The sequence below is a fragment of the Xanthomonas sp. 3307 genome (genome assembly GCF_014199735.1).
GTDB lineage: Bacteria > Pseudomonadota > Gammaproteobacteria > Xanthomonadales > Xanthomonadaceae > Xanthomonas_A > Xanthomonas_A rydalmerensis.
Window position 1 is genome coordinate 418986 of record NZ_JACHOG010000001.1, and the last position, 25656, is coordinate 444641.

Sequence of the window (25656 nt, forward strand, 5' to 3'; positions counted from 1 at the left end):
CCGATTCTACTGCCAACCGAGCGCCGATGAGCGAGCGTTGCCACCTGCAACTGGACCTCTTTTCCGCCAGCCGGGACTGGGCAATCCGCTCGGCGCTACGTCGCCAGCAAGGGACGCGAACTCGGGCGCGACGGCCGCGTCGAGCTGCTGGTCGACGGGGAAGCGGTGTGGATCGGCGGACTGGTGCACGCGGTGATCGCTGACAAGATCGCTTGGTAAGCTCCGGCCTCCCCCACCGCAGTCCGGAGTTTCCCGCCATGGCCGCACGCCGTTTCTTCCAGGTCGATGTCTTCTCCGCCCACGCCGGCAACGGCAATCCGTTGGCCGTGGTGCTCGATGCCGATGGCTTGGACGCCGCCACGATGCAGGCCATCGCGCGCTGGACGCGCCTGCCGGAAACCACCTTCGTGTTCGCGCCGACGCGGCCGGACGCCAGCTACGGCCTGCGCATGTTCAGCCCTCAGAAGGAGGTGCCGTTCGCCGGCCACCCCAGCGTCGGCACCGCGCATGTCGCGCTGGAAGCGGGCATCGCCACGCCGCGCGACGGCGTGCTGACCCAGGACGGCATCGCCGGCCTGCTGCCGTTGCGGGTCGATGTGGATGCCGGAGTGCGCAGCATTGCCATCCGCACGCCGCGCGCGCAAGTGGCCGAGATCGCCGATGCCGCGGATCCGCGCCTGCAGTCGGCGCTGCGCGGCTGGACGCTCGGCGCGCTGCCGCCGGTCCGCATGGACGGCGGCCGCTGCTGGTGGTTGGTCGAAGTGGCCGACGAAGCCACGCTGCGTGCGCTGGCACCGGACTGGGACGCGATCGCCGCCCTGGCCGAAAGCACCGCCAGCATGGGCGTGTTCGCCTACGCGCGGGCCAGCGAACCGGCTTACGCGCTGGCCGTGCGCGCGTTCGTCGGCAATGGCCGGCGCTTCGAGGACGCCGCCTCCGGCGCGGCCAACGCGGTGCTGGCGGCATGGCTGGATCACAGCAAGGCCCTGCCCGGCCACGGCGGCCGCTACGTCGCCAGCCAGGGCCGCGAAGTCGGCCACGATGCGCTGCTGACCCTGCGCGTGGACGAGGCTGGCGAGGTGTGGTCGGGCGGCCAGGTACAGACGGTGATCGAAGGCCGCATCGACTGGCCCTGATCGCCTGCGTCTGCTGTTCTGCGCCGCGGGCGCGAACGAACGTGCAAAAAGAAAGGGCGCCTCGAAGGAGGCGCCCTGTAGGTCAGTCGGGCAATACGTCGACGCGGACGCGGATGCGGTCGCCCGGAGGCGAGGCGGTGCGGGTGTGGTAGTAGCGACCGCCGTACTCGTAGGTCACGTCGTAGCCGTCGACGCGGTCGTAGCGTTCGGTCCGATACGACACCGGGTCGCATTCGCGGACCACGCCGCCACCGTAGCCGCCGCCATAGGCGCGGGTGTTGGTGTCGTAGATCGAGCGACCGGCCAGGCTGCCGAGCATGGTGCCGACCGCGGTGCCGACAAAGCGGCCGCTGCCGCCGCCCACGCGGCTGCCCAGCACGGCGCCGGCGATGCCGCCGACCACCGACGAGGCAGTGCGGCCGCCGTCGGTGCCGCGGTAGCCGTAGTCGCTGGCGTAGCTGCCCGAAGCCGGACGGTCGTAACAGCGCTCGGTGGTCTCGCGCGGGCCGTTGACCTGCACCATGATCGGATCGGCGCGTACCACGCGCGCATATTCGTAGGTGCCGGACGCGTAGCCGCGGTCGCGGTAGTCGTCGTAACGGGTGTAACCGTAGTCCTGCGCGGCGGCGGAGCCGATGACGCCGACAGCGAGCGCAGCGGTCAACAGACGGGTCGAGAGCTTGTTCATGGCGATGGTTCCAAGCGCGTGGATCGCGCGATTGCATGCTCGATCCGAGGCGGTGAAACCAGACTGAATAGGGACGGCTGTGGCGCGCACATTTAGTGGCGCGACAGCTATCGGGCAATCAACCCATGCGGGCCGGTGCGAGACGCACGCTGGACTGCGCTGCGGCGGCGCCGCGGGTGCGCTGCACCCACGCGCGGCCCGGCATGCCACCGGGCCGCGCAAGGTTCAGCCCAGTTCGGCTTCCAGGCTGATCGGCACCGCGCTCAACGCCTTGGACACCGGGCAGTTCTGCTTGGCGTCGTCGGCCAGTTCGCGGAAGCGCGCGGCCTCGATGTTCGGCACCACGGCCTTGACCTTCAGGCGGATCTGCGACAACTGCGGACCGCCTTCCATCGACAGGTCGACGTCGGCGCGGGTGTCCAGCGCCGTCGGCGGGAAGCCGGCTTCGGTCAGCTTGGCCGACAGCGCCATGGTGAAGCAGCCTGCATGCGCGGCGGCGATCAGTTCTTCGGGGTTGGTGCCCTTCTCGTCGCCGAAACGACTGTTGAATGCGTAGCGGGTGTTTTCCAGCAGGCCGCTCTGCGGCGTGTTCAACCGGCCCTGGCCGGTCTTGAGATCGCCTTCCCAATGCGCGGTGGCGTGACGCGAAATGCCCATGCGAGGCTCCTGTCGGTGAGTGGAGCGCCGACCTTAGGACAGGCGGCGTTACGCACGTGTGCTGCTGTGCGGCCGGCGCGTTCGCCGCGCGCGCAGCGGCAAAAGACCTGCGGCATCCCGCGGATTTGCCGGTGCCGGCGCCGGCCGCCAGCAAAAAAGTCCGTGGTTGCGGCGGATATTCGCGCTTTTTTGCTTCCGGCCTATTGGCGCGGCGTAGCACATGCCCTACATTTCGCCATGCCGACGGGGTCGGCGCGACCCAAACCACCAAATACGGAATCAGGACATCATGGCAAAGACCGCAAAAAAGGCTGCCCCGAAGAAGGCAGTGAAGAAGGTAGCGACCAAGGCTGCCGCCAAGCCGGCCGCTCCCAAGCCGATCAAGGACGTGCTGAGCAAGTCCGCGCTCGTGGCGCACATCGCCGAGACCAGCGGCGTGATCGCCAAGGACGTGCGCGCCGTGATGGCCTCGCTGGAGCACGCCGTGGCCGGTTCGGTCAGCAAGAAGGGCGCGGGCTCGTTCACTCTGCCGGGCCTGCTGAAGATCACCGCCGTCAGCGTGCCGGCCAAGCCGAAGCGCAAGGGCATCAACCCGTTCACCAAGGAAGAGCAGTGGTTCGCTGCCAAGCCGGCCACCACCAAGCTCAAGGTGCGCCCGCTGAAGAAGCTCAAGGACGCCGCGCTCTGAGCAGCGTCGCCTGATCCAGGCAAGCACACCGACGAGACGGCCCCGGCCGTCTCGTTTTTTTTGGGGCCGCCTGCGCAACCGGGTTGACGGCCCGCTAAGGCGGCGGCCGCTATACCGGTGATTCCCTTCGACAGGATCACCTGCATGAAACTACAGGGCTTTCTCGACCAACTGCTGCAATCGGCGCAGGGTGCCGCCGGCCAGGCCATGGGCAAGACCGGCACCGCCGCTCCTGCCGCACCGGCGCAGACCGCCGGCGGCCTGGGCGGCCTGCTCAACGCCGACTTCGGCAAGGGAGCCCTCAGCGGCGGCGCGCTGGGCCTGCTGCTCGGCAAGCACCGCACCACGCGCAAGCTGGCGACCTACGGCGGCCTGGCCGCGCTGGGGCTGATGGCCTATCGCGCCTATGGCGACTACCGCCGCCAGCAACTCGGTGCCGCCGCACCCGAACCGCAGACGCTGGACCGCCTGCCGCCGCTGGAAGTCGAGCAGCACAGCCAGGCGGTGCTGCGCGCGCTGGTCGGCGCGGCCAAGGCCGATGGTCATCTGGACGAGCACGAACGCAGCCTTATCGAAGGCGAGTTCGCCCGCCTCCACGGCAACGATGCCGACGTGCAGCAATGGCTGCATGCGGAACTGGAAAAGCCGCTGGATCCGGCCGAGGTGGCGCGGGCATCGACCAGTCCCGAGATGGCCGCGGAAATGTACCTGGCCAGCCTCCTGGCCGCCGACGAACAGGGCTTCATGGAGCGCAGTTACCTGGACGAACTGGCACGGCAACTCGGCATCGACGACGCCCTGAAACAGCGCCTGCAGGAACAGGCGGCCTCCCTGCACGCGGACTGAGCGCATGGCCGCCGCGCCTACGCCGTCGCCAGCGCAGCGCCTGCGTCGCGGGCTGCTGCGCCTGGCCCTGCTGGCCGGGTTGGCGGTGACCGCGGCCTGGGCCTGGCAGCATCCGTGGGCGCAGCGCCTGCGCGTCGGCTGGGAGTTGGCGCGGGCACCGGCGCCGACGGCGCTGCACATGCCGGTCGAAGGCGTGGATCCGCGGCGCGTCGCCGCTACCTTCGGTGCGCCACGCGGGCGCGACCGCCAGCACGCCGGCGTGGACATCTTCGCCAAGCGCGGCACGCCGGTGGTGTCGGCGACACGCGGCATCGTCGTCGCCATCGCCGACCGCGGCCTCGGCGGCCGCCAGGTCTGGGTGCTGGGCCCGGCCCGGCAGCGGCATTACTACGCGCACCTGGAAACATGGGCGCCGGGGCTGCAGGTCGGCGACCTGGTACAGCCCGGCGACCTGCTCGGCGCGGTCGGCGACAGCGGCAACGCGCGCGGCACCCCGCCACATCTGCATTACGGCATCTATGCCGAGCGCGGCGCCTACGACCCATTGCCGTTGCTGCGCGCCGCACCCTGAACGGAAGCACTGGAACAGAGCGTCGCGGGCAGCAGGCTCGTGGCGGCGGCCGGCCGCGCCTATCTTGGACGCACACCCCGCGTGCGCCACTGCCATGACCGCCTCCCAACGCTACCGCGTCACCGTCACCCCGATCCAGGACGACGGCCTGCCCTGCCAGGGCCGCTGCACCATCGAACTGGAGGCGCGCTGCCGGCAGGACTGGATGCGCCTGCTCGAAGCAGCACAGCGCCAGCCCGGACTGCGCGGCGACGAACGGGCCGCACTGATCGTCGGCGCGCAATTGCTGCGCAGCCTGGGCGAGCGCAGCGACAGTGAGGCGCGCGCACTGCTGGCGCCGTTGCAGCCGGCGCTGGACGCCCTGCTGGCCCGGCTGGCGCCTGCGCCTGCCGCGTAAGTATCGGGGCGGGGAATGCAGCGATTCCGCTAATCGCGCATTCACCGCCCACGGTTATGGTGAAACCCTCTTCGTTGCCAAGGCCCGCTCGATGACCTTCCGCCAGCTCACCCTGCGCACCGCAGCGTTGCTGCTGCTTGCCACTGCCGCCCAGGTCCAGGCCGAGCCGACGATCCAGGGCCATCAGGTCAGCGTCGGCGCCGCCGACGTGCAGCACTACCTCGACGGCAGCTTCCCGCAGACGCACAAGGCGCTGGGCGGGCTGATCAAGATGACCGTGCGCGATCCGAAGCTGAGCCTGCCGCCGGGCGATCGCCTGAAGATGCAGTTCGACCTGAGCATGGCCACCGGCGGCGGTGCGGCGACGCCACTGGGCCAGGTGCTGCTGACCAGCGCCCTGCGCTACGACCAGCAGAGCCAGAGTTTCCACCTGCAATCCCCGACCATCGACGATTTCCGCCCGGCCGCCAATGGCGGCAAGCTCGACGCCAATACCCGCGAGCTGCTCAACGCCTGGCTGGAGGACTACGCGCGCAAGGAGCCGATCTACAAGCTGGATCCGCGTCTGACCGCGATGCTGGGCGACGTGCAGATCCAGTCGGCCGGCGTGGAGAACGGCACCCTGGTGGTGCGTTTCAACCAGGACATCAGCAAGCTGGTGCCGGCGGGCATGCTCCCGGCGCAGTAACCCATGCGATGACCTGAGTGCAGCGACAGCCATCACCAGGGAGCGCAAACAGAGGAACGGCGGCCGTGGCCGCCGTTTCTGCTTCTATCGTTCACCCGACACCGTCTTGGCGGCGCTGGCGAATCACAGCGGACTCAGCCCAGCGCCTTGGCCACCGCCTGCGCGAACGCCGGGATATCGTCCGGCTTGCGACTGGTGATCAGATTGCCGTCCACCACCACTTCCTGGTCTTCCCAACGCCCGCCGGCATTGGACAGGTCGGTCTTCAGCGACGGCCACGAAGTCACCTGGCGATCGCGCACCAGCCCGCTTTCGGCCAGCAGCCAGGGGCCATGGCAGATCGCCGCCACCGGCTTGCCGGCGCTGGCGAAGGACTGGATGAAGGCGATCGCGGTCGGCTCGGTGCGCAGACTGTCCGGATTGATCACTCCGCCCGGCAGCACCAGCGCGTCGTAGTCGCCGGCTTGGGCCTGCTGCAGACGCTTGTCCACCGGCACGCTGTCGCCCCAGTCTTTCTTGTTCCAGCCGCGGATGCTGTCGGCGTCGCCCGGCGCGATCACGTCGACCTTGGCGCCCCAGGATTCGAGCAGGCGCTTGGGCTCCTGCAGTTCCGACTGTTCGAAACCGTCGGTGGCCAGGACAGCCACCTGCTTGCCGGCAAGGGAAGGCATTGCGCTCATGGGGTCACTCCTCGAGTAGGGGGAGTCCCACCGTAGAAACGCGTCGGTGGCAGGGCCGTGAACCGCGCGTCGGCGCGGCGTGCACGGCCTGCACGCTAGGGCGTGTCACCAATTCCCGAGTATGCCGCGTTGGGTCTGGCAGGCGCGCTGCCGGCGTTGCGTGGCGCAGCGCCTGACTGGCCGTCAGGTCAAGCCGCGCGGCGCCGGCAGCGCGCCTGCCAGGCCCAACCCGAAGGGCCGCGATTGCGCGCGCCTGTGGCAAGGAAGAGTGAGGAAGTGGACGTCCGTCCACGCCCGAGCGATGACGCGGCCATGGGCGCGCGCAACCGCGGCGCGGCATGCTCGAGGATTGATGACACGCCCTAGCGCTTGGGCTGCAGCATGGTGCCGGTGCAGTTCTTGGCGCCGCAGCGGCATTCCCAGATCTTCTTCAACCGCGGCGTGTGCCGCTCGCCCAGGGTGATGCCGTAGTTGTAGGTGAGCTCTTCGCCGGGCTTGATGTCGCGCAGCGCCTCGATCACCACCTTGTCCTTGCGACGGTCCTCGCCCTCGGCCTCGACGATCACCGCTTCGCAGTTCGGCGCGCAGCTGTGGTTGATCCAGCGCGCGTCGTTGCCCTCGTAGTTGGCGTCGATCACGTAGTCGTCGCTGAGGGTGAACAGGAAGGTGTGCCCGGTCTCGACATCGCCGGCCTCGTCGCGGTCGACCTCGGCGTGGGTGCGGCGGCGGCCCTTGTACTCGATGACCCGCTCGCCTTTCTTGAGCGGCAGCACGGCGAACACGCCGTTGCCATGGATGCGGGACTTGCGGGCGGCGATCTTGCGGGGCATGCGGCGATCCGGACAGGAAAGCCTAGATTCTGGCGCACATCGCCCGCGATCCCAAGCCCGCGCCTCCCGGCGCAGCGACCGCGGCCGGCGCGATCCCCGATCGCGGCGATCAAAATAAAAGATGAATGGTTCGGTTGGACCCCGCGGCGCAAAAGAGTACAATTTCGGTCCGCATTGAAAAACCACTGTGTCGCCATGCTCCGCGTCACCAAGCTCACCGATTACGCCACCGTCGTGCTGACCGTGCTCGCCGCGCGTCCGAACGAAGTGCTGAGCGCGACCGAACTGGCCGAACAGGCCGGGCTGGAGCCGCCCACCGTCAGCAAACTGCTCAAGCCGCTGGCTCAGGCCGGCCTGGTCGAAGGCCTGCGCGGCGTACGCGGCGGTTACCGGCTGGCGCGGCCGGCCGACGCCATCACCCTGATCCAGATCGTCGAAGCGATGGAAGGCCCGCTGGCGATCACCGAATGCAGCCATCACGGCAGCCAGTGCAGCATCGCCCAGACCTGTGGCGTGCGTTCCAACTGGCGGCTGATCAACGACGTGGTCGCCGACGCGCTGCGCGGCGTGACCCTGGCGCAGATGCTCCACCCCCTCCCCCCCTCCGGCGATCCGAAACGGCGTCCCATCGCCGTGCGGTTCGCGACCACCTGACCTGTAGGCAGCCCCATGGCCACCGAAAACGCTGAAATCCTGGAACGGCTGGGACGTCGCTACGACGCCGGCTTCGTCACCGACATCGAATCCGATTCGTTCCTGCCCGGCCTGAACGAGGACGTCGTGCGCGCCCTGTCCGTGAAGAAGGACGAGCCGGAATGGATGACCGACTGGCGCCTGGCCGCCTACCGGCACTGGCTGAAGATGCCGATGCCGCACTGGGCCAAGCTGGACATCGCGCCGATCGACTTCCAGGCGCTGAGCTACTACTCCGCGCCCAAGGGCCCGAAGTACGCCTCGCTGGACGAGGTGCCGAAGGAGCTGCTGGACACCTACGACAAGCTCGGCGTGCCGCTGCACGAGCGCGCCAAGCTGGCCGGCGTGGCGGTGGACGCGGTGTTCGACTCGGTCTCGGTCGGCACCACCTTCCGCAAGGAACTGGCCGAGAAGGGCGTGATCTTCTGCTCGATGTCCGAGGCGATCAAGGAACATCCGGAGCTGGTCAAGCAGTATCTGGGCAGCGTGGTGCCGGTAGGCGACAATTTCTTCGCTGCGCTCAACTCGGCGGTGTTCTCCGACGGCAGCTTCGTGTTCATCCCCAAGGGCGTGCGCTGCCCCATGGAACTGAGCACCTATTTCCGCATCAACGCCGGCCACACCGGCCAGTTCGAGCGCACCCTGATCGTGTGCGAGGACAAGGCCTACGTGTCCTATCTGGAAGGCTGCACCGCGCCGATGCGCGACGAGAACCAGCTGCACGCGGCGGTGGTCGAACTGGTGGCGCTGGAAGACGCGGAGATCAAGTACTCCACCGTGCAGAACTGGTACCCGGGCGACGAGGAAGGCCGCGGCGGCATCTACAACTTCGTGACCAAGCGCGGCGAGTGCCGCGGCGCGCGCAGCAAGATCACCTGGACCCAGGTCGAGACCGGCTCGGCGATCACCTGGAAGTACCCCTCGTGCGTGCTGCTGGGCGACGACTCGGTGGGCGAATTCCACTCGGTCGCGCTGACCCATCACCGCCAGCAGGCCGACACCGGCACCAAGATGATCCACGTCGGCAAGCGCACCAAGAGCAAGATCGTCAGCAAGGGCATCAGCGCCGGCCGCGGGCAGAACACCTATCGCGGCCTAGTCAAGGTGGAGCGCAGCGCCGAAGGCGCGCGCAACTACACCCAGTGCGACTCGCTACTGATCGGCAAGCAGTGCGGCGCGCATACCTTCCCGTACATCGAGGTCAAGCACCCGACCGCGACCGTCGAGCACGAGGCCACCACCTCCAAGATCAGCGACGACCAGCTGTTCTATTGCCGCGCGCGCGGCATCGATCAGGAGAACGCGGTGTCGATGATCGTCGACGGCTTCTGCAAGCAGGTGTTCCGCGAACTGCCGATGGAGTTCGCGGTGGAAGCCAAGAAGCTCCTTGAGGTCTCGCTGGAGGGCAGCGTCGGCTGACGCCGCCACTATCCTTCTCCCATCGGGAGAAGGTGGCGCGAAGCGCCGGATGAGGGTACGTGCGCAGCCTCGTGTACCCAAACCCCGCGAGACGCTTCGCCCGCACCCTCACCCCAACCCCTCTCCCGGTGGGAGAGGGGCTAATCAAGAATTCTGATGGACTACCCCATGCTCACCATAGAAAACCTCCACGCCTCCGTCGCCGGCAAGGACATCCTCAAGGGCCTTTCGCTGCAGGTGAAGCCCGGCGAAGTGCACGCCATCATGGGCCCCAACGGCGCCGGCAAGTCCACCCTGGGCAATGTACTGGCCGGCCGCGACGGCTACGCCGTGACCGACGGCAGCGTGCGCTTCGACGGCGCCGACCTGCTCGAACTGGAACCGGAGGAGCGCGCCGCCGCCGGCCTGTTCCTTGCCTTCCAGTACCCGGTGGAAATCCCCGGCGTGAACAACACCTACTTCCTGCGCGCCGCGCTCAACGCGCAGCGCAAGGCGCGCGGCGAGGCCGAGCTGGATTCGATGCAGTTTCTCAAGCTGGTCCGGCAGAAGCTGGCGGTGCTGCACCTGAAGGACGAACTGCTGCATCGCGGTGTCAACGAAGGCTTCTCCGGCGGCGAGAAGAAGCGCAACGAGATCTTCCAGCTGGCGGTGCTGGAACCGAAGCTGGCGATCCTCGACGAGACCGACAGCGGCCTGGACATCGATGCGCTCAAGACCGTGGCCGAAGGCGTCAACGCGCTGCGTTCGCCCGAGCGCGCGTTCGTGGTGATCACCCACTACCAGCGCCTGCTCGACTACATCAAGCCGGACGTGGTGCACGTGCTGGCCGACGGCCGCATCGTGCAGACCGGCGGCCCGGAACTGGCGCTGGAGCTGGAAGCGCACGGCTATGCCTGGTTGAAGGAGCGCGTGGCGCCCGAGGCGGCAGTGCAATGAGCGCTCTGCTCGACTCGCTGGCCGCCGCATTCCATGGCGATGGCGCGCGCCGCGCGCCGCTGGAGCAAGCGCTGCGCGACGGCCTGCCCGGCACGCGCAGCGAAGCCTGGAAGTACACCTCGCTGCGCGCGCTGGAACGGCGCAGCTTCGCCCCGGCGCCGCAGACCGCACCGGCGGTGGACGCCGCGCTGCTCGACGGCATCCCGGCGCCGCGCCTGGTGTTCGTCAACGGTCGCGCCAGCGACGCGCTGTCGGATCTGACCGGCCTGCCGGCCGGGGTTGAATTGCAGCGCCTGTCGACGATCCTGCGCAGCGGCGACGATGCGATGCGCTTCCTCGGCCGCCGCTTCGAACGCAGCGACGAGGTGTTCGCGCAGCTCAACGCCGCCCTCGCCGACGAAGGCTGCGTGCTGCGGGTGGACGCCGGCATGCGCGTGGAACAACCGCTGCACCTGGTATTCGTCTCCACCGCCGCCGAGGCCGACCTGGCCTGGCACCATCGGCACCTGATCGAACTGCGCCAGGACGCGGCGCTGGCGCTGGTCGAGCATCATCTGCACGCCGGCGATTCCGCGCACCTGAGCAACAGTCTGGCGCACGTGCACCTGGCCGCCGGCGCGCAGCTGAGCCACGCACGCGTACAGGACGAGGCGGCCGGCGTCACCGCGCTGCTGCGCACCGATGCGGTGCTGGCGCGCGATGCGCAGTACCGGCGCGTGGACCTGGAACTGGGCGGCGCGCTGGCCCGGCACGAACTCAACGTGCGCCTGGAGGGCGACAACGCCCGGCTGGTCGCCAACGGCGTACTGCTCGGCAACGGCCGGCGCCAACTCGATACCCGCCTGGGCATCGAGCACATCGCCCGCGACACCGTCTGCGAACTGCTGTGGCGCGGTGTCGCCACCGGGCGCAGCCGCGTGGCGTTCCATGGCGGCATCCAGATCCGCCACGGCGCCGATGGCACCGACGCGGCGCTGTCGAACAAGAACCTGCTGCTCTCCGCCGATGCCGAGATCGATACCCAGCCGGTGCTGGTGATCGATGCCGACGAGGTCAAGGCCGCGCACGGCGCCACCGTCGGCCAGCTCGATACCAATGCGCTGTTCTACCTGCGCTCGCGCGGGCTGCCGCAGGAACGCGCACAGCAACTGCTGACCGCCGCGTTCTGCCGCGAGCCGCTGCGCGTGCTGGACCCGGCGCTGGGCGAGTTCCTGTTGGCGCGGCTGGAGCGGGCGCTCAGCGCCGCAGGCGTGGCATGAACGGGCCCGCCGCGCACACCGCCACGCCGCAGGCGCCGGACTGGGACGCGGTCCGCCGCGACTTTCCGCTGCTGATGCGGGAAGTGCACGGCAAGCCGCTGGTGTACTTCGACAACGCCAACACCGGGCAGAAGCCGCTGCAGGTGATCGCAGCGACCGACGCCTTCTACCGCCGCCACAACGCCAACGTCAGCCGCGCGGTGCACGCCCTCGGCAGCGAGGCCACCGAGGCCTACGAAGGTGCGCGAACCCGGCTCGCCCGCTTCCTCAACGTGCGCGCCGACGAGCTGGTGCTGTGCAGCGGCGCCACTTTCGCGCTGAACCTGGTGGCGTACTCGTGGGCGCTGCCGCGACTGCGTGCCGGCGACACCATCCTGGTGTCGCGCATGGAGCACCATGCCAACATCGTGCCCTGGCAACTCGTCGCGGAGCGTACCGGTGCCACGGTGAAGGTCGCCGAGATCACCGCCGATGGCGCGCTCGACCTGGACGCGCTGCGCGCGGCGATGACCGCCGATGTCAAGCTGCTGGCCCTTGCCCATGTCTCCAACGTGCTGGGCACGGTCAACCCGGTGCGCGAGATCTGCCGCGAAGCGCGCAAGCGCGGCATCGTCAGCGTCATCGACGGCTCGCAGGCCGCGCCGCACCGGCCACTGGACGTGGCCGCGATCGGCTGCGACTTCTACGCCATCACCGGCCACAAGATGTGCGGCCCGACCGGCACCGGCGCGCTGTGGGCGCGGCGTGAGCATCTGCAGGCGATGCCGCCGTTCCTGGGCGGCGGCGAGATGATCAAGGAAGTCAGCTTCGACGGCACCGTGTTCAACGACCCGCCGCACAAGTTCGAGGCCGGCACCCCCAACATCGCCGGCTTCGTCGGCCTCGGCGCGGCGGTGGACTATCTGCAGACACTCGGGCTGCAGCACGTGGAAGCGCGCGAAACCGAATTGCTCACGCACCTTACCGAGGAGTTGCAGCGGATCGATGGCCTGCGCCTGTTCGGTACCGCGCCGGGCAAGGCCGCGGTGGTCTCGTTCCTGATCGAGGGCGCCCACGCCCACGACCTGGCCACCCTGCTCGACCTGGAAGGCATGGCGGTGCGTTCCGGCCAGCACTGCGCACATCCGCTGCTGCAGTTCTACGGCGTCGCCGCCACCTGCCGCGCCTCGCTGGCGTTCTACAACACGCACGAGGAAATCGAGCGGTTCGTGGCGGCGCTACTGAAAGTGCGCAAGTTGCTGGGCTGACCTGAGCGGGGATTGGGCATTCGGGATTGGGGATTGGTAAAAGCGCTGCCTTGGCGAATCCCCAATCCCCACTCCCGAATCCCTGCCTCCGGCATAATCGCCCCATGCACACCCTCACCTTCCGCACCGCCACCGTCGACGATCTCGACGCCATCGCCGCCCTGGTCACCTCGGCTTATCGCGGCGACAGCAGCCGCGTCGGCTGGACCACCGAAGCCGACCTGCTCGACGGCAACCGCATCGATCGCGAGGTGCTGCGCGCCGACATCCTGCGCCCGCGCAGCCTGGTGCTGCTGGCCGAGCGCAACGGCGAGCTGATCGCCTGCGCGCACATCGCCGACGACGACGGCGCCGGCTATTTCGGCATGTTCTCGGTGCTGCCGAGCGCACAGGGCGGCGGCCTGGGCAAGACCGTGCTGGCCGAGGCCGAGCGCATCGCCTGGCAGGAATGGCGGTTGCCGCTGATGCGGATGACGGTGATCGACCTGCGCGAGGAACTCATCGCCTTCTACGAGCGCCGCGGCTACCGCCGCACCGGGATCAAGAAGCCGTTTCCCTACGGCGATGCGCGCTTCGGCCAGCCCCGCCGCGACGACCTGCGCTTCGAGGTCCTGGAAAAACCGCTGGGCGGTGCCGCATGAGCGAGACCTGGACCTTCGTCTGCGCCGACGGCGAACTGCTGCCGGGCGAAATGAAGACGGTGTGGGACGAAGTGACCGACACGCCGATCGTGGTGTTCAACTTCGATGGCCAGTTCTATGCGCTGGAAGACCGCTGCAGCCATGAGGACTACGAACTGTCGCCGGGCACCTTCGACCCCGCCGCCGGCAGCATCGAGTGCGTGCTGCATGGCGCCCGCTTCGACGTGCGCGATGGCCGCGCCCTGTGCGCGCCGGCCTACGGTCCGGTACCAAAGTTTCCGGTGAAGGCCGAACACGGCGGCCTGTGGACCCGCGACGACCGCGGCTGAGGTCGCGCGCTTGTTTACTGTCCGTCGTTAGCCGTCCCTTGCCGGATGATCGCGACACCTGCCGCGGTGCTCCCGTTCGCAATGGCCGGACCTGGTCGCCTGATCGGCCGCTCCCTCACTTCCGCCGCCACTGCCGGCGGCGGCACGAAGACGCACCGCTGCAGCTATCCTGAGCGCCCCGGCGCAAGCCGTCGCTCACAAGCAATGCGCATGCGCCCGCTCGCCCTGGTCTTCGCTGCACTGGCCGCTGTCGTCGCACCGCACGCGTCGGCTGCCACCTGGCAACCGACGCCGGGGCACACCCAGGTACCGATCTGGCCAGGCGAGCCACCCGATGCAGTGGCGCTGTCCGGTCCCGAGACGACGACCACGCGGCCCGCGGTCGGCGGCCGCCCCTGGTTGTCCGTGGAGCGGGTCTCCCAGCCGACGATGACCGTGTATCCCCCCAGGGGGCACAACACCGGTGCGGCGGTGGTGGTGTTCCCCGGTGGCGGCTACTGGGTGCTGGCGATGGACCTCGAAGGGACCGAGGTGTGCGACTGGCTCACCGCGCGCGGCATCACCTGCGTGCTGTTGAAGTACCGCGTGCCGGGCGATCGGCAGCAGCCGCAATCGGGCCCCTATCCGAAATCGCCGATGGCGCTGCAGGACGCCCAGCGCACCGTCGGCCTGGTGCGGCAACACGCCGCGCAGTGGCAGATCGATCCGCACAAGATCGGTGTGCTGGGCTTCTCGGCGGGCGGCCACCTGGTGGCGGCGATCAGCACGCATTTCGAGCGACGGCTGTATCCCGCCGTCGACGCCGCGGATGCCCAGAGCTGCCGGCCGGATTTCGCCGTGGCGCTGTATCCGGGGCACCTGTGGATCGACGACGACAAGTTCGAACTCAATCCGGACGTGCCGGTCAGCAAGCACACCCCGCCGACCTTCCTGCTGCAGGCGCAGGACGATCACGTCGATGGCATCAACCAGGCGCTGGTCTACTACATCGCCCTGAAGGACGCCGGGGTGCCGGTGGAAATGCATCTGTATCCCGACGGCGGACACGCGTTCGGACTGCGCCCGACCAAGTTCGCGATCACCCGCTGGCCGGCGCTGGTGGACACCTGGCTGCACACGATCGGGATGACGCCCGACTGAGCGCGGCCGCCAGCAGCACGGCGCCGACACCTGGCGGCGCCGGAGCCGGCTGCGGCACACTGTGCGCCTCCCCCTTGCGAGCGCGCCCATGAAGATCGTCGAAGTCCGCCACCCGCTGGTACAGCACAAGATCGGCCTGTTGCGCGACGCGGCGCTGAGCACCAAGGGCTTCCGCGAGCTGGTCACCGAACTGGGCACCCTGCTCGGCTACGAGGCCACCGCCGATCTGGAGACCGAAACCCACACCATGGCCGGCTGGGCCGGCCCGACACAGGTGCAGCGCATCGCCGGCGCCAAGATCACCCTGGTGCCGATCCTGCGCGCCGGGCTGGGCATGCTGCCCGGCGTGCTGGCGCTGATCCCCGCGGCGCGGGTCAGCGTGGTCGGCCTGCAGCGCGACGAGGAGACGCTGCAACCGGTGCCCTACTTCGAACGCCTCACCGGCCGCCTGGAGGAGCGCGATGCGCTGATCCTGGACCCGATGCTGGCCACCGGCGGCACCCTCATCGCCACCGTGGACATGCTCAAGCGCGCCGGCGCGCGGCGGATCAAGGGCATCTTCCTGGTCGCCGCGCCGGAAGGCCTGCAGGCGCTGGAAGCGGCGCATCCGGACGTGGAGGTGTACACCGCCGCGATCGACGACCATCTCAACGAGAAGGGCTACATCCTGCCGGGCCTGGGCGACGCCGGCGACCGCATCTTCGGCACCCGCCTGGGCTAGGGCGTGTCATCCATCCCCGAGCATGCCGCGCCGCGGTTGCGCGTGCCTGTGGCAAGGAAGAACGAGGAAGCGGACGTGCGTCCACGCCCGAGCGATGACGCAGCAGCGGGCGCGCGCAACCGCGGCCCTTCGGGTTGGGCCTGGCAGGCGCGCGGCATACTCGGGAATGGGTGACACGCCCTAAGCGGCGCCGCCATCGCGCCGCGGCCGCGGGTCAGCGCTGCAGCACCTGCAGCGCGGCGCTCACGTATACCAGCGGCGCATTCCAGTTGATCGCCACTTCGTTGGTGGCGTAGCTGCATTCCTTGTCCAGGTACGACAGCGCCGGCAGCGTCGAGGTGTAGGCGTGCTTGCACGCATCGGCGTCCTGCTGCCCCGGCTGCGGGCCGCCGACCAGCCATCCCGGCACCGGCGTGGCCACGCCGTCGGCGATGGAGATGCGATGGTGGATGTGCATCGGCGAGCGCGCGCCGATGCCGGTGACGAAGGACATGCCCAGCGGATTGCGACCGAGCACGTAGTCCAGCTGCGATTGCGCCGCCTGCAGGTATTCGGGCTTGTGCTGCAGCTGGTAGGCCTGCAGCAGCATCATCGCCTGGTTCATCGCCGTGGCGTTGCTGCCCCAGTGGAAGTCGGCCTCGCGCATCGTCACCCGCCAGGCCGAGCCCTGCCACACCTGCACCAGATGATCGGCCAGGCCCTCGATCTCCTCGGCGATGCGCGCCTGGTCGGCGCGCGGGGTCAGCCGTGCGCGGTGCTGCGCCAGCGACATCCACGCCAGCCCGCCGACCTGGCGCCAGTCGGGCACGCTGGCCGGCACCTTGCGCGCCATCGCCGCCTCGTAGAACGCGTCGTCGGCGGTGGCCAGGTACAGCTCGGTCGCGGCCCAGGCGAACTCGTCGTCGAACTGGGTGTCCTCGTAGGCGCCGGTATGCACGTCGGCCGGTTGCTTGTAGGCCACGTCCGGATGCGCCTGCGCCCAGGCCCAGGCGCGCCGCGAGGCTTCCAGCATGCGCGTGGAGATGCCGCCGAACTGCGCGTCGTACGGTGCGTAGATGCGGCTGGCCTGGGCCATCACCGCGGCGAAGTCGAGCGTGGCCGCGGTGCTCTTCTGCACCACGTAGCGCGGCGCGCGCGCCTGGTCCGGCATCTGCATGCCGGCGAAGTCCAGGTTGGTCAGCTTGTGGTACACGCCACCGTCGTGCGGGTCCTGCATCGCCAGCAGCCACTGCAGGTTCCAGTCGACCTCGCGCAGGATGTCCGGCACGTCGCCGCCGCTGTTCGGAATGCCTTCGGGATGCTTGGCGAAGTAGGCGGGGAACTGCTCGTAGGCGGCCAGCAGGGTGTAGACGGTGATGCCGGAACTGACCACGTACTTGTTGTAGTCGCCGGCGTCGTACCAGCCCTTGGGCGCGGCGATCACGGTGCCGGCCGGGCGCTCCGGCGACGCCGCCGAGGCATGCACCAGCACGTGGTCGTCGGGATGGCCGGCGGCGCGCGCGTGGCGGCCGGCGTAGGCGCCGTCCAGCGCGGTGCTGGCGCGGTTGTAGTAGTAGGCCTTGAGCGCGGCGCGCGACAGCGCGTTGTAGGCGTCCTCGCCGATGGCGAAGCTGTCCGACGGCGGCAGGCCGTCGACCTGCAGGCGATAGCGGCCCGGCGTGCGCAGCGCGGAGAAATCGGCGATGCGCACGGTCTGCTGCGCCGGCGGCCACGCCGCGGCGGCGCCGAGGGTGCCGCGCAGCACCACCTCGTCGCTGTCGGCGCGCGCGATCGAGAACGCGTCGCCGTGGCCGTCAGGCACCACCGCCAGCTTGCTCGCGGCAGGCAGGAAGCCGACCTGGTTCAGGCGGATCGGCGATGGCATGGCGGTGTCGGCATGCGAGGTGCAGCCGCCCAGCAGCAGGCAGGCGAGGAACAGGCAGGACAGGGCATGGGGCAGCTTCATGCGCCGATACTGGCGGGCCATGATGACGGCTGCAAGCGCCACGTTGCGGACGCGCCGGGGGCGGCCCAGGACGCGGCGCGGGACGGCCGCATGCGGCGTTCCTGACAGCGCCGTCAGCGAGGCGTCAGCGTGGGGTCGCCATGCGGCGCCTACGGTGAAGACCTGTTCCCGCTGCCGGCACCGACCCCGTGACCGCCCTGCCCCCACCGCCCGTTTCCCGCCGCCTGGCGCCGCTCGCACCACTGCTGAGTGTGCTGCTGCTCGGCGGCTGCATGGTCGGCCCGGACTACGTGCGCCCGGCGCCGCCAGCCGGCGCACAGCAGCCGTTCGCCGAGGCCGACGGCCACTGGGCGCCCGCCGCGCCGGCCGCGGCCGACCCGGCGGTGGCGTGGTGGACCCGCTATGGCGATCCGCAGCTGAATGCCTTGGTCGAGCAGGCCGATCGCGCCAACCAGACCCTGCGCCAGGCCGAAGCACGCTATCGGCAGGCGCAGGCGCTGGTCGGCAGCGCGCGTGCGGCCGAAGCGCCGACGCTGGGCGTGCAGGCCGCGACCACGCGCGAACGCGCGGCGACTCCCAAACCCGGCCTGCGCACCACCGATACGCTGGGACTGAGCGCCAGTTGGGAACCGGACTTCTGGGGCCGGATCCGACGCAGCGTCGAACAGGCCGGCGACAACGCCCAGGCCAGTGCCGCCGACTTGGCGCAGGCGCGGCTGTCACTCCAGGCTGCGGTCGTGGCGGATTACCTGCAGTTGCGCTTCGACGACCAGACTCTGGCGCTGTACCAGCGCACCCTGGCCGGCTATCGCGATGCGCTGCAGCTGACCCAGGCGCGGGTCCGCGCCGGGGTCGCCAGCGCCGCCGACGTTGCTGCAGCGGAAGCCACCCTGCACAGCGCCGAAGCCGCGTCGACCGATCTGGCGCTGTCGCGGCGGCAACTGGACCACGCGCTGGCCGTGCTGCTGGGCCATACCCCCGCCGAGTTCTCGCTGGCGGCCAGCGACGCGCCGCTGCCGGCGCTATCACCGACGCCGGACGCCCTGCCCTCGGTGCTGCTGCAACGGCGCCCGGACATCGCCGGCGCCGAACGGCGCATGGCCGCGGCCAACGCCGGCATCGGCATGGCCGTGGCGGCGTGGTTCCCGACCCTGTCGCTGAGCGCGAGTGGAGGCTACGACGGTGCCGAGCTGGCCTCGCTACTGAGCGTGCCGAACCGGGTCTGGGCGGTGGGCGCGGCGCTGGCCGGCATGCTGTTCGACGGCGGCGCCCGTCACGCGCAACGCGCGCAGGCGCAAGCCAGCTTCGATGCGGCTGCAGCCAGCTACCGGCAAACCGTGTTGAGCGCGTTCCAGGGCGTGGAGGACCAACTGGCCGCCACGCGCGAACTGGCGCGCGAGGCGCAACAACAGCGCAGCGCCGCAGATGCCGCGCAGCAGGCCGAACGCGTGCTGATGGACCAGTACCGCGCCGGCACCACGCTGTACAGCGCGGTGATCACCGCCCAGGCCAACGCGCTGGACGCGCAACGCAGCTTGCTGCAGGTGCAATCGCGCCAGTTCGGTGCCCAGGTCGCGCTGCTGGTCGCGCTGGGCGGCGACTGGGACAGCGCCCGTCTCCCCGCCGTGCGCGGCGCCTCGCCGGGCGCCACGCCGGCTCCTGTCGTCCCGGAGTAACCCATGTCCATCGCCGCTCCCACCCGCCCCGCTGATCCGCCAGCGCGCCATGCCGCGCCGCGGCGACGCTGGCCGTTCGTCGTCGCCGCGTTGCTGGTCGCGCTGCTGCTGGTGCTATGGCTGCGCCCCCGCCACGCGCCCGCCGCCGCCACGCCGCCGGTGCCGGTGACCAGCGCGCCGGTGCTGCGCAAGGACGTGCCGATCCGCCAGACCGGGATCGGCACCGTGCTGCCGATCGCTTCCGTAACCGTGCACTCGCGCATCGACGGGCAGCTGATCGACGTGGGCTTCGGCGAGGGCCAGGACGTCAGGGCCGGGCAGGTGCTGGCGCGGCTGGATCCGCGCACCTACCAAGCGCAACTGGCCGCGGCCACCGCGCAACTGGCCAAGGACAAGGCGCAGTTGGGCAATGCGCAGGCCGACCTGCAGCGCTACAAGCAACTGCTGCAGGACAACGCCACTACCCGCCAGACCCTGGACACGCAGAAGGCGCTGGTGACGCAGCTGCGTGCCACCCTGCAGAGCGATGAGGCGGCGATCGACAGCGCGCGGGTGCAACTGGACTTCACCACCATCCGCGCGCCGATCGACGGCCGTGCCGGCGCGCGCCTGGTCGATCCAGGCAACATCGTCCACGCCAGCGATGCCGGCGGCCTGGTGGTGCTGAACCAGATCGACCCGATCGCGGTGCAGTTCACCCTGCCGGAAAGCGCGTTCCAGCAGATCAACCGCGCGCTGCATGCCGCGCCGGCCAGCGTGGGCGTGGACGCGGTCGACCACGGCAGCGGACAGGTGCTGGCGCACGGCACGCTGGCCCTGCTCAACAACCAGATCGACACCAGCACCGGCACCATCGCGATGAAGGCGCACTTCCCCAATCCCGGGCACACGCTGTGGCCGGGACAGACCGTGGATGCGCGCATCACCCTGGGCATGCGCGCCGGCGCGCTGGTGGTGCCGAGCGCGGCCGTGCAGCGCAGCCAGGACGGCGAGTTCGTGTACGTGGTCGGCAGCGACGGCAGCGTGCGCGACCAGCCGGTGCAGGTCGTGGACGATGCCAACGGCGAGACGGTGATCGGCCAGGGCCTGCAGGCCGGCCAGCGGGTGGTGGTGGATGGGCAGTACCGGCTGCATCCGGGGGCGAAGGTGGTGGAAGCCAAGCCGGCCAAGCACGCCAGGCCGGCCGCGGCGGGAGCGCACGCGTGAGCGTCTCGGCCGCCTTCATCAAACGCCCCATCGGCACCTCGCTGCTGGCCATGGCGCTGCTGTTGCTGGGCCTGGTGGCCTGGCCGCTGCTGCCGGTGGCGCCGCTGCCGCAGGTCGATTTCCCCACCATCCAGGTCTCGGCCAGCCTGCCCGGCGCCAGCCCGCAGACCATGGCCTCGAACGTGGCGCAGCCGCTGGAGCGGCAGCTGTCGCTGATCCCGGGCCTGAGCCAGATGACCTCGACCAGCGCGCTCGGCTCGACCCAGGTGACGCTGCAGTTCGACCTGGACCGCAACATCGACGCCGCCGCGCTCGACGTGCAGACCGCGATCAACGCCGCGTCCGGGCAGTTGCCGAGCGCGCTGCCGAGCGCGCCAAGCTTCCGCAAGATCAACCCGGCCGAATCGCCGGCGCTGATCCTGGCGGTGCAGTCGCGGGTACTGCCGCTGACCCAGGTCAACGACTACGCCGACAATGTGCTGGCGCAGCAGATCTCGCGCATCTCCGGCGTGGGCCTGGTCAACCTGTACGGCGCGCAGAAGCCGGCGGTCCGCGTGCAGGTGGATCCGGCCAAGCTGGCGGCGTTGGGGCTGAGCCTGGAGGACATCCGCGCGGTGATCGCCACCACCACGGTGAACGCGGCCACCGGCTCGATCGACGGCGCGCGCCAGGCCTTCACCGTCTCCACCAACGACCAGTTGCTGCAGAGCCAGGCCTGGAACGACGCCGTGCTGGCCTGGCGCAACGGCGCGCCGATCCGCGTGCGCGACGTCGGTACCGCGGTGGACGGGCCGGAAAACGCCAAGATCGCCGCCTGGGGCTTCGCCGGCGCCGCCGCGCCGGCCGACAGCGGCATCGTCAACGGCCGCGCGATCATGATCGCCATCACCAAGCAGCCCGGCGCCAACGTCATCGACACGGTGGAACAGGTCAAGGCGGCGCTGCCCAAGCTGATGGCGTCGATTCCGCCCAGCGTCAGCGTCAAGATCCTCGCCGACCGCACGCAGAACATCCGCGCCTCGGTCAGGGACGTGGAATTCACCCTATTGCTGTCGATCGTGCTGGTGGTGGCGGTGATCTTCGTGTTCCTGCGCAGCGCGGTGGTCACCCTAATCCCGAGCCTGACCGTGCCGCTGGCCATCCTCGGTACCGCCGCGCTGATGTACGTGCTCGGCTACAGCCTGGACAACCTATCGCTGATGGGCCTGACCATCGCCGTCGGCTTCGTGGTCGACGACGCCATCGTGATGCTGGAGAACATCTACCGGCACATCGAGGACGGCATGGCGCCGCTGCAGGCGGCGCTGCAGGGCGCGGCCGAGATCGGCTTCACCCTGGTCTCGATCTCGGTGTCGCTGGTGGCGGTGTTCATCCCGCTGCTGCTGATGGGCGGCATCGTCGGCCGCCTGTTCCGCGAGTTCGCGGTGACGGTGAGCCTGACCATCCTGGTGTCGTTGCTGGTGTCGCTGACCCTGACCCCGATGCTGTGCGCGCGCCTGCTCAAGCCGCACGCCGAGCAGGCGCAGGGGCGTCTGGCGCGCGCGTTCGAGCGCGGCTTCGACGCGATGCTGGCGGCGTACCGGCGCGGCCTGGAGACGGTGCTGCGGCACCCGCGGCTGACCCTGGCCAGCTTTCTGCTGACCGTGGCCACCAGCGTGGCGCTGTTCGTGGTGATGCCCAAGGGGTTCTTTCCGCAGCAGGACACCGGCTTCATCTCCGGCACCGCCGATTCGGCACAGGATTCGTCCTCGGCGGCGATGCGCACGCGCATGCTGCAACTGGCCGACATCATCCGCCGCGATCCGGACGTGCTGTCCTTCGGCATGCAGAGCGGCGCCAGCACCTTCAACTCCGGCACCTTCTCGATCGCGCTCAAGCCCAAGGACGACGGCCGTACCGCCAGCGCCGACCAAGTGATCGCGCGGCTGCGAAAGCGCCTGGCGCACGTGCAGGGCGTCACCCTGTTCATGCAGGCCGGGCAGGACATCAACGTCGGCGGCCGCATGGCCCGCACCCAGTACCAGTACACCCTCACCGACGCCAACCTGGACGAACTCAACACCTGGGCGCCGAAGCTGCTGAAGGCGTTCCGGGCCTTGCCGCAACTGACCGACGTCGCCTCGGACCAGCAGAACGCCGCGCCGATCGCCAGCCTGACCATCGACCGGCAGCGCGCGGCCAGCTTCGGCATCACCCCGCAGCAGATCGACGCGACCATCAACGACGCCATCGGCCAACGCCAGGTCGCGCAGTACTTCACCCAGCTCAACAGCTACCACGTGGTGCTGGAGGTGACGCCGGCGCTGCAGGGCGATCCGTCGCTGTTCCAGCGGCTGTACCTGACCTCGCCGTTGAACGGCAAGCAGGTGCCACTGTCCACCTTCGCCACGCTCGACACCGGCAAAACCGGCTACCTGTCGGTGAGCCACCAGGGCCAGTTCCCGGCGGTGACCATCTCCTTCAACCTGGCGCCGGGCGCGGCGCTGGGCGATGCGGTGGACGCGATCCAGCAGGCCCAGGCGCAGCTGCGGGTGCCGGCCACGCTCAGCGGCAGCTTCCAGGGCACGGCGCAGGCGTTCAGCGCCTCGCTGCGCACCCAGCCGTATTTGATCCTGGCGGCGCTGATCGCGGTCTACATCGTGCTCGGGCTGCTCTACGAGAGCTACATCCACCCGCTGACCATCCTCTCCACCCTGCCCTCGGCCGGCGTCGGCGCGCTGCTGATCCTGATGGCCGGCGGCTACGACTTGAGCGTGATCGCGATGATCGGCATCATCCTGCTGATCGGCATCGTCAAGAAGAACGGGATCATGATGGTGGACTTCGCCCTGCATGCCGAACGCGAACGCGGGCTGTCCTCGCGCGATGCGATCTACGAGGCCTGCCTGATGCGCTTCCGGCCGATCATGATGACCACCCTGTGCGCGCTGCTCGGCGGCCTGCCGCTGATGCTCAGCCACGGCGCCGGTTCGGAACTGCGCCGGCCGCTGGGCTATGCGATGGTCGGCGGCTTGCTGCTGTCGCAGCTGCTGACCCTGTTCAGCACGCCGATCGTGTACCTGTACCTGGACCGCCTGCACGATTGGTACATGCAGCGGCGCCAGGCACGCACCGCCGCGCCGGAGGCGCTGCAGCCATGAAGGTGCTGATCGTCGAGGACGAGCGCAAGACCGCCGACTACCTGCAGCAGGGGCTGAGCGAACAGGGCTGCACGGTCGACGTGGCCTACGACGGCATCGACGGCCAGCACCTGGCCCTGCACTACGACTTCGACGTGATCGTGCTCGACGCGATGCTGCCGGGCCTGGACGGCTTCGCCATCCTGCGCTCGCTGCGTTCGGTGAAGAGCACGCCGGTGATCATGCTCACCGCGCGCGACAGCGTGGAGGACCGGGTCAAGGGCCTACGCGAAGGCGCCGACGACTACCTGATCAAGCCCTTCTCCTTCATCGAACTGCTGGCGCGGCTGCAGGTGCTGGCACGGCGCGGGCGCGCCCAGGAAAGCACGCTGCTGCGGGTGGGCGACCTGCAGATCGACATGATCAGCCGCAAGGCCGTGCGCGGCCGGCAGCGGCTGGACCTGACCGCCAAGGAGTTCGCGCTGCTGGCGACGCTGGCCCGGCACCAGGGCGAGATCCTGTCCAAGACCGCGATTGCGGAAATGGTCTGGGACATGAACTTCGACAGCAACACCAACGTGGTGGAAGTGGCGATCAAGCGCCTGCGCGCCAAGATCGACGTGCCGTTCGACGCCCCGCTGCTGCACACCGTGCGCGGCATGGGCTACGTGCTGGAAGAACGCGAGGACGCGGCCGGGTGAGCGCGCCGGCGCGGCCCTCGATCGCGCTGCGCCTGGCCGGCCTGTTCGCGGCTACCGCGCTGCTCGGCTTCGCCCTGATCGGGCTGGTGCTGCACCAGGTGCTGGAACACGAGTTGCGCCGCCACCAGCGCGAGGAACTGCGCTCGCGCATGGACGCGGTGCAGTACATGCTGGTCAACAGCCGCTCGCCGGAGCTGGCGGCGCATGCGCGCACGCGGCTGGCCAGCGTCTCCAGCGCACCGGACCTGCGCTTCTGGCTGTGGAGCGAGGACCCGGCGTTCCGCTACGGGCGTGGCGCCGAGGCCATGGCGGCGGCCACGCGCGGCCGCAGCGGCCTGGTGCGCATCGGCGATCCGCAGGCGCTGGGCATCGCCGATGCGCATCCGCAATCGTGGCAGGCCATCGGCCAGACGCTGCCGGCCACGCCGGTGCGGCCGCCGGTGCAACTGATCGCGGCGATGGACAGCGCGCCGTTCGCGCTGACCCGGCGCCGCTTCGACATCGCCCTGGCACTGGTCACGCTGGCCGGCACCGCGCTGGTCGGCGCGTTGGGCTATTGGACCGCCAAGCTCGGCCTGCGCCCGGTGCAACGGCTGTCGGCCGATGCCCAGCGCATCGGTCCGCACGACCGGCGGCGCCTGGACCTGCCGCGGTTGCCGCGCGAACTGGAGGACCTGGGCGCGTCGTTGAACGCGGCGTTCGATCGGCTCGACGCCGCCTACGCGCAGCAGGAAAGCTTCAATGCCGACGTCGCCCACGAACTGCGCACGCCGCTGGCCAGCCTGATCGGCCAGACCCAGGTGGCGCTGACCCGGCACCGCGATGCCGAGCAGTTGCGCCAGGTGTTGCAGTCGAACCTGGAGGAACTGGAGCGGCTGCGCGCGATCGTCGCCGACATGCTGTTCCTGGCGCGCGCCGAGCAGGGCCAGCGCGCGCGCCAGTGCGAGGATGCGTCGCTGGCCGAGGAGGTCGGCAAGACCGTCGAGTTCTTCGACGTGCTGCTGGACGAGGCCGGCTTGCGCGTGGAGCTGCGCGGCGATGCGGTCGCCCAGGTCGAGAAGTCGCTGCTGCGGCGCGCGCTGTCCAACCTGCTGCACAACGCGATCCAGCATTCGGCGGGCACCGCGCCGATCGTGGTGGAGATCGTGCAGCGCGGCGGGCAGGCGTTGATCGCCTTCTCCAATCCCAGCGTGGCGCTGGCGCCGGAACATCTGGAGCGCCTGTTCGACCGCTTCTACCGCGGCGACGCTGCCCGCGCCAACAGCCGCGAAAGCCACGGCCTGGGCCTGGCGATCGTCAAGGCGGTGGCGACCATGCACGGCGGGCGCGTGTTCGCGCAGCACCGCGACGGCATCACCACCATCGGCTTTTCGGTGGCGCTGGACGGCGCCACTGCCGGCGCGCTCCCGCACGCCGACTTGCGCTGGTAGCGCCGGAACGCCG

Annotated in this window: 25 protein-coding genes and 1 pseudogene; 21 read left to right on the forward strand and 5 right to left on the reverse strand. The window is 69.8% G+C overall.

Features of this window, described 5'->3' with window-relative positions; all coding sequences use genetic code 11:
- Nucleotides 1–93: 93 nt before the first annotated feature.
- Nucleotides 94–219: pseudogene (locus tag GGR64_RS20785) on the forward strand (phenazine biosynthesis protein); the annotation flags it as partial.
- 38 nt (nt 220–257) lie between these two features.
- Complete coding sequence (locus GGR64_RS01790) at nt 258–1136, forward strand: PhzF family phenazine biosynthesis protein (protein ID WP_184643604.1); 879 nt, start codon at nt 258–260, stop codon at nt 1134–1136.
- 82 nt (nt 1137–1218) lie between these two features.
- Here the strand turns inward: GGR64_RS01790 and GGR64_RS01795 are convergent, their stop codons facing one another.
- Nucleotides 1219–1824 (reverse strand): glycine zipper 2TM domain-containing protein, encoded by a 606-nt coding sequence (locus GGR64_RS01795; RefSeq protein WP_160970040.1) that lies wholly within the window; start codon nt 1822–1824, stop codon nt 1219–1221.
- A 225-nt stretch (nt 1825–2049) separates the two neighbouring features.
- Nucleotides 2050–2481: an OsmC family protein gene (locus GGR64_RS01800; protein ID WP_160962704.1), complete on the reverse strand. Its 432-nt coding sequence runs from the start codon at nt 2479–2481 to the stop codon at nt 2050–2052.
- 289 nt (nt 2482–2770) lie between these two features.
- Here GGR64_RS01800 and GGR64_RS01805 point away from each other — a divergent pair, with 289 nt between their 5' ends.
- The 5 genes from GGR64_RS01805 to GGR64_RS01825 all read left to right on the forward strand — a co-directional run bounded on the left by GGR64_RS01805 (nt 2771) and on the right by GGR64_RS01825 (nt 5671).
- Nucleotides 2771–3169 (forward strand): HU family DNA-binding protein, encoded by a 399-nt coding sequence (locus GGR64_RS01805; protein WP_026143706.1) that lies wholly within the window; start codon nt 2771–2773, stop codon nt 3167–3169.
- A gap of 144 nt (nt 3170–3313) precedes the next feature.
- On the forward strand, nt 3314–4015 hold the full coding sequence (locus tag GGR64_RS01810) for a tellurite resistance TerB family protein (protein WP_184643606.1): 702 nt from the start codon (nt 3314–3316) through the stop codon (nt 4013–4015).
- A gap of 4 nt (nt 4016–4019) precedes the next feature.
- Nucleotides 4020–4586 (forward strand): M23 family metallopeptidase, encoded by a 567-nt coding sequence (locus GGR64_RS01815; protein ID WP_184643608.1) that lies wholly within the window; start codon nt 4020–4022, stop codon nt 4584–4586.
- Between the two features lie 94 nt (nt 4587–4680).
- Nucleotides 4681–4983, forward strand: a complete 303-nt coding sequence (locus GGR64_RS01820) for a DUF3861 family protein (RefSeq protein ID WP_160970034.1) — start codon at nt 4681–4683, stop codon at nt 4981–4983.
- Nucleotides 4984–5074: 91 nt separating this feature from the next.
- The gene (locus GGR64_RS01825; RefSeq protein ID WP_184643610.1) at nt 5075–5671 is read left to right on the forward strand and encodes a DUF1439 domain-containing protein; all 597 of its coding nucleotides are present in this window, start codon (nt 5075–5077) and stop codon (nt 5669–5671) included.
- A 134-nt stretch (nt 5672–5805) separates the two neighbouring features.
- On the opposite strand, the gene GGR64_RS01830 is transcribed toward GGR64_RS01825, so the two are convergent.
- A complete protein-coding gene (locus GGR64_RS01830; protein ID WP_184643612.1) occupies nt 5806–6351 on the reverse strand; it encodes a type 1 glutamine amidotransferase domain-containing protein in 546 nt (181 codons plus the stop codon).
- 362 nt (nt 6352–6713) lie between these two features.
- A complete protein-coding gene (locus tag GGR64_RS01835) occupies nt 6714–7181 on the reverse strand; it encodes an SET domain-containing protein-lysine N-methyltransferase (RefSeq protein ID WP_160970028.1) in 468 nt (155 codons plus the stop codon).
- Between the two features lie 195 nt (nt 7182–7376).
- On the opposite strand from GGR64_RS01835, the gene GGR64_RS01840 reads away from it, so the two are divergent.
- The 9 genes from GGR64_RS01840 to upp all read left to right on the forward strand — a co-directional run bounded on the left by GGR64_RS01840 (nt 7377) and on the right by upp (nt 15566).
- Nucleotides 7377–7835 carry an SUF system Fe-S cluster assembly regulator gene (locus GGR64_RS01840; protein ID WP_017913833.1) on the forward strand — a complete coding sequence of 153 codons (459 nt, stop codon included), beginning with the start codon at nt 7377–7379 and terminating at the stop codon, nt 7833–7835.
- 15 nt (nt 7836–7850) lie between these two features.
- A complete protein-coding gene (gene sufB, locus GGR64_RS01845; protein WP_184643614.1) occupies nt 7851–9293 on the forward strand; it encodes a Fe-S cluster assembly protein SufB in 1443 nt (480 codons plus the stop codon).
- A gap of 168 nt (nt 9294–9461) precedes the next feature.
- The gene (gene sufC / locus GGR64_RS01850) at nt 9462–10229 is read left to right on the forward strand and encodes a Fe-S cluster assembly ATPase SufC (RefSeq protein WP_184448706.1); all 768 of its coding nucleotides are present in this window, start codon (nt 9462–9464) and stop codon (nt 10227–10229) included.
- Nucleotides 10226–11488: a Fe-S cluster assembly protein SufD gene (gene sufD, locus GGR64_RS01855; protein ID WP_184643616.1), complete on the forward strand. Its 1263-nt coding sequence runs from the start codon at nt 10226–10228 to the stop codon at nt 11486–11488. The genes sufC and sufD overlap by 4 nt, the downstream gene beginning before the upstream one ends.
- Nucleotides 11485–12735: a cysteine desulfurase gene (locus GGR64_RS01860; RefSeq protein WP_184643618.1), complete on the forward strand. Its 1251-nt coding sequence runs from the start codon at nt 11485–11487 to the stop codon at nt 12733–12735. The genes sufD and GGR64_RS01860 overlap by 4 nt, the downstream gene beginning before the upstream one ends.
- Nucleotides 12736–12839: 104 nt before the next feature.
- Nucleotides 12840–13376, forward strand: a complete 537-nt coding sequence (locus GGR64_RS01865) for a GNAT family N-acetyltransferase (RefSeq protein ID WP_184643620.1) — start codon at nt 12840–12842, stop codon at nt 13374–13376.
- Nucleotides 13373–13705, forward strand: coding sequence for a non-heme iron oxygenase ferredoxin subunit (locus GGR64_RS01870; protein ID WP_167087568.1), 333 nt, complete (start codon nt 13373–13375; stop codon nt 13703–13705). Before GGR64_RS01865 ends, GGR64_RS01870 begins: the two co-directional genes overlap by 4 nt.
- Nucleotides 13706–13915: 210 nt before the next feature.
- Nucleotides 13916–14845 (forward strand): alpha/beta hydrolase, encoded by a 930-nt coding sequence (locus GGR64_RS01875; RefSeq protein ID WP_184643622.1) that lies wholly within the window; start codon nt 13916–13918, stop codon nt 14843–14845.
- An 88-nt stretch (nt 14846–14933) separates the two neighbouring features.
- On the forward strand, nt 14934–15566 hold the full coding sequence (upp, locus tag GGR64_RS01880; RefSeq protein WP_184643624.1) for a uracil phosphoribosyltransferase: 633 nt from the start codon (nt 14934–14936) through the stop codon (nt 15564–15566).
- Nucleotides 15567–15780: 214 nt separating this feature from the next.
- Here upp and GGR64_RS01885 read toward each other — a convergent pair whose 3' ends face one another.
- Nucleotides 15781–17511, reverse strand: a complete 1731-nt coding sequence (locus GGR64_RS01885) for a glycoside hydrolase family 9 protein (protein WP_326520294.1) — start codon at nt 17509–17511, stop codon at nt 15781–15783.
- 188 nt (nt 17512–17699) lie between these two features.
- Between GGR64_RS01885 and GGR64_RS01890 the strand changes: the two genes are divergently transcribed.
- From GGR64_RS01890 to GGR64_RS01910, 5 genes are read left to right on the forward strand one after another with little or no spacing between them, the layout of a single operon-like run.
- On the forward strand, nt 17700–19187 hold the full coding sequence (locus tag GGR64_RS01890) for an efflux transporter outer membrane subunit (protein ID WP_221236036.1): 1488 nt from the start codon (nt 17700–17702) through the stop codon (nt 19185–19187).
- Nucleotides 19188–19190: 3 nt separating this feature from the next.
- Nucleotides 19191–20393, forward strand: a complete 1203-nt coding sequence (locus GGR64_RS01895) for an efflux RND transporter periplasmic adaptor subunit (protein WP_184643626.1) — start codon at nt 19191–19193, stop codon at nt 20391–20393.
- Nucleotides 20390–23533, forward strand: a complete 3144-nt coding sequence (locus GGR64_RS01900) for an efflux RND transporter permease subunit (protein ID WP_184643627.1) — start codon at nt 20390–20392, stop codon at nt 23531–23533. Before GGR64_RS01895 ends, GGR64_RS01900 begins: the two co-directional genes overlap by 4 nt.
- On the forward strand, nt 23530–24213 hold the full coding sequence (locus tag GGR64_RS01905; RefSeq protein WP_184448713.1) for a heavy metal response regulator transcription factor: 684 nt from the start codon (nt 23530–23532) through the stop codon (nt 24211–24213). Before GGR64_RS01900 ends, GGR64_RS01905 begins: the two co-directional genes overlap by 4 nt.
- Nucleotides 24210–25643 carry a heavy metal sensor histidine kinase gene (locus GGR64_RS01910; protein ID WP_184643629.1) on the forward strand — a complete coding sequence of 478 codons (1434 nt, stop codon included), beginning with the start codon at nt 24210–24212 and terminating at the stop codon, nt 25641–25643. Before GGR64_RS01905 ends, GGR64_RS01910 begins: the two co-directional genes overlap by 4 nt.
- Nucleotides 25644–25656 lie beyond the last annotated feature (13 nt).

What these genes read in the sequence shown, in the direction of transcription:
- GGR64_RS01790 (WP_184643604.1), top strand. Translation starts at nt 258, where the DNA reads ATGGCCGCACGCCGTTTCTTCCAGGTCGATGTCTTCTCCGCCCACGCC.
- GGR64_RS01795 (WP_160970040.1), bottom strand. Translation starts at nt 1,824, where the DNA reads ATGAACAAGCTCTCGACCCGTCTGTTGACCGCTGCGCTCGCTGTCGGC.
- GGR64_RS01800 (WP_160962704.1), bottom strand. Translation starts at nt 2,481, where the DNA reads ATGGGCATTTCGCGTCACGCCACCGCGCATTGGGAAGGCGATCTCAAG.
- GGR64_RS01805 (WP_026143706.1), top strand. Translation starts at nt 2,771, where the DNA reads ATGGCAAAGACCGCAAAAAAGGCTGCCCCGAAGAAGGCAGTGAAGAAG.
- GGR64_RS01810 (WP_184643606.1), top strand. Translation starts at nt 3,314, where the DNA reads ATGAAACTACAGGGCTTTCTCGACCAACTGCTGCAATCGGCGCAGGGT.
- GGR64_RS01815 (WP_184643608.1), top strand. Translation starts at nt 4,020, where the DNA reads ATGGCCGCCGCGCCTACGCCGTCGCCAGCGCAGCGCCTGCGTCGCGGG.
- GGR64_RS01820 (WP_160970034.1), top strand. Translation starts at nt 4,681, where the DNA reads ATGACCGCCTCCCAACGCTACCGCGTCACCGTCACCCCGATCCAGGAC.
- GGR64_RS01825 (WP_184643610.1), top strand. Translation starts at nt 5,075, where the DNA reads ATGACCTTCCGCCAGCTCACCCTGCGCACCGCAGCGTTGCTGCTGCTT.
- GGR64_RS01830 (WP_184643612.1), bottom strand. Translation starts at nt 6,351, where the DNA reads ATGAGCGCAATGCCTTCCCTTGCCGGCAAGCAGGTGGCTGTCCTGGCC.
- GGR64_RS01835 (WP_160970028.1), bottom strand. Translation starts at nt 7,181, where the DNA reads ATGCCCCGCAAGATCGCCGCCCGCAAGTCCCGCATCCATGGCAACGGC.
- GGR64_RS01840 (WP_017913833.1), top strand. Translation starts at nt 7,377, where the DNA reads ATGCTCCGCGTCACCAAGCTCACCGATTACGCCACCGTCGTGCTGACC.
- sufB (WP_184643614.1), top strand. Translation starts at nt 7,851, where the DNA reads ATGGCCACCGAAAACGCTGAAATCCTGGAACGGCTGGGACGTCGCTAC.
- sufC (WP_184448706.1), top strand. Translation starts at nt 9,462, where the DNA reads ATGCTCACCATAGAAAACCTCCACGCCTCCGTCGCCGGCAAGGACATC.
- sufD (WP_184643616.1), top strand. Translation starts at nt 10,226, where the DNA reads ATGAGCGCTCTGCTCGACTCGCTGGCCGCCGCATTCCATGGCGATGGC.
- GGR64_RS01860 (WP_184643618.1), top strand. Translation starts at nt 11,485, where the DNA reads ATGAACGGGCCCGCCGCGCACACCGCCACGCCGCAGGCGCCGGACTGG.
- GGR64_RS01865 (WP_184643620.1), top strand. Translation starts at nt 12,840, where the DNA reads ATGCACACCCTCACCTTCCGCACCGCCACCGTCGACGATCTCGACGCC.
- GGR64_RS01870 (WP_167087568.1), top strand. Translation starts at nt 13,373, where the DNA reads ATGAGCGAGACCTGGACCTTCGTCTGCGCCGACGGCGAACTGCTGCCG.
- GGR64_RS01875 (WP_184643622.1), top strand. Translation starts at nt 13,916, where the DNA reads ATGCGCCCGCTCGCCCTGGTCTTCGCTGCACTGGCCGCTGTCGTCGCA.
- upp (WP_184643624.1), top strand. Translation starts at nt 14,934, where the DNA reads ATGAAGATCGTCGAAGTCCGCCACCCGCTGGTACAGCACAAGATCGGC.
- GGR64_RS01885 (WP_326520294.1), bottom strand. Translation starts at nt 17,511, where the DNA reads ATGAAGCTGCCCCATGCCCTGTCCTGCCTGTTCCTCGCCTGCCTGCTG.
- GGR64_RS01895 (WP_184643626.1), top strand. Translation starts at nt 19,191, where the DNA reads ATGTCCATCGCCGCTCCCACCCGCCCCGCTGATCCGCCAGCGCGCCAT.
- GGR64_RS01905 (WP_184448713.1), top strand. Translation starts at nt 23,530, where the DNA reads ATGAAGGTGCTGATCGTCGAGGACGAGCGCAAGACCGCCGACTACCTG.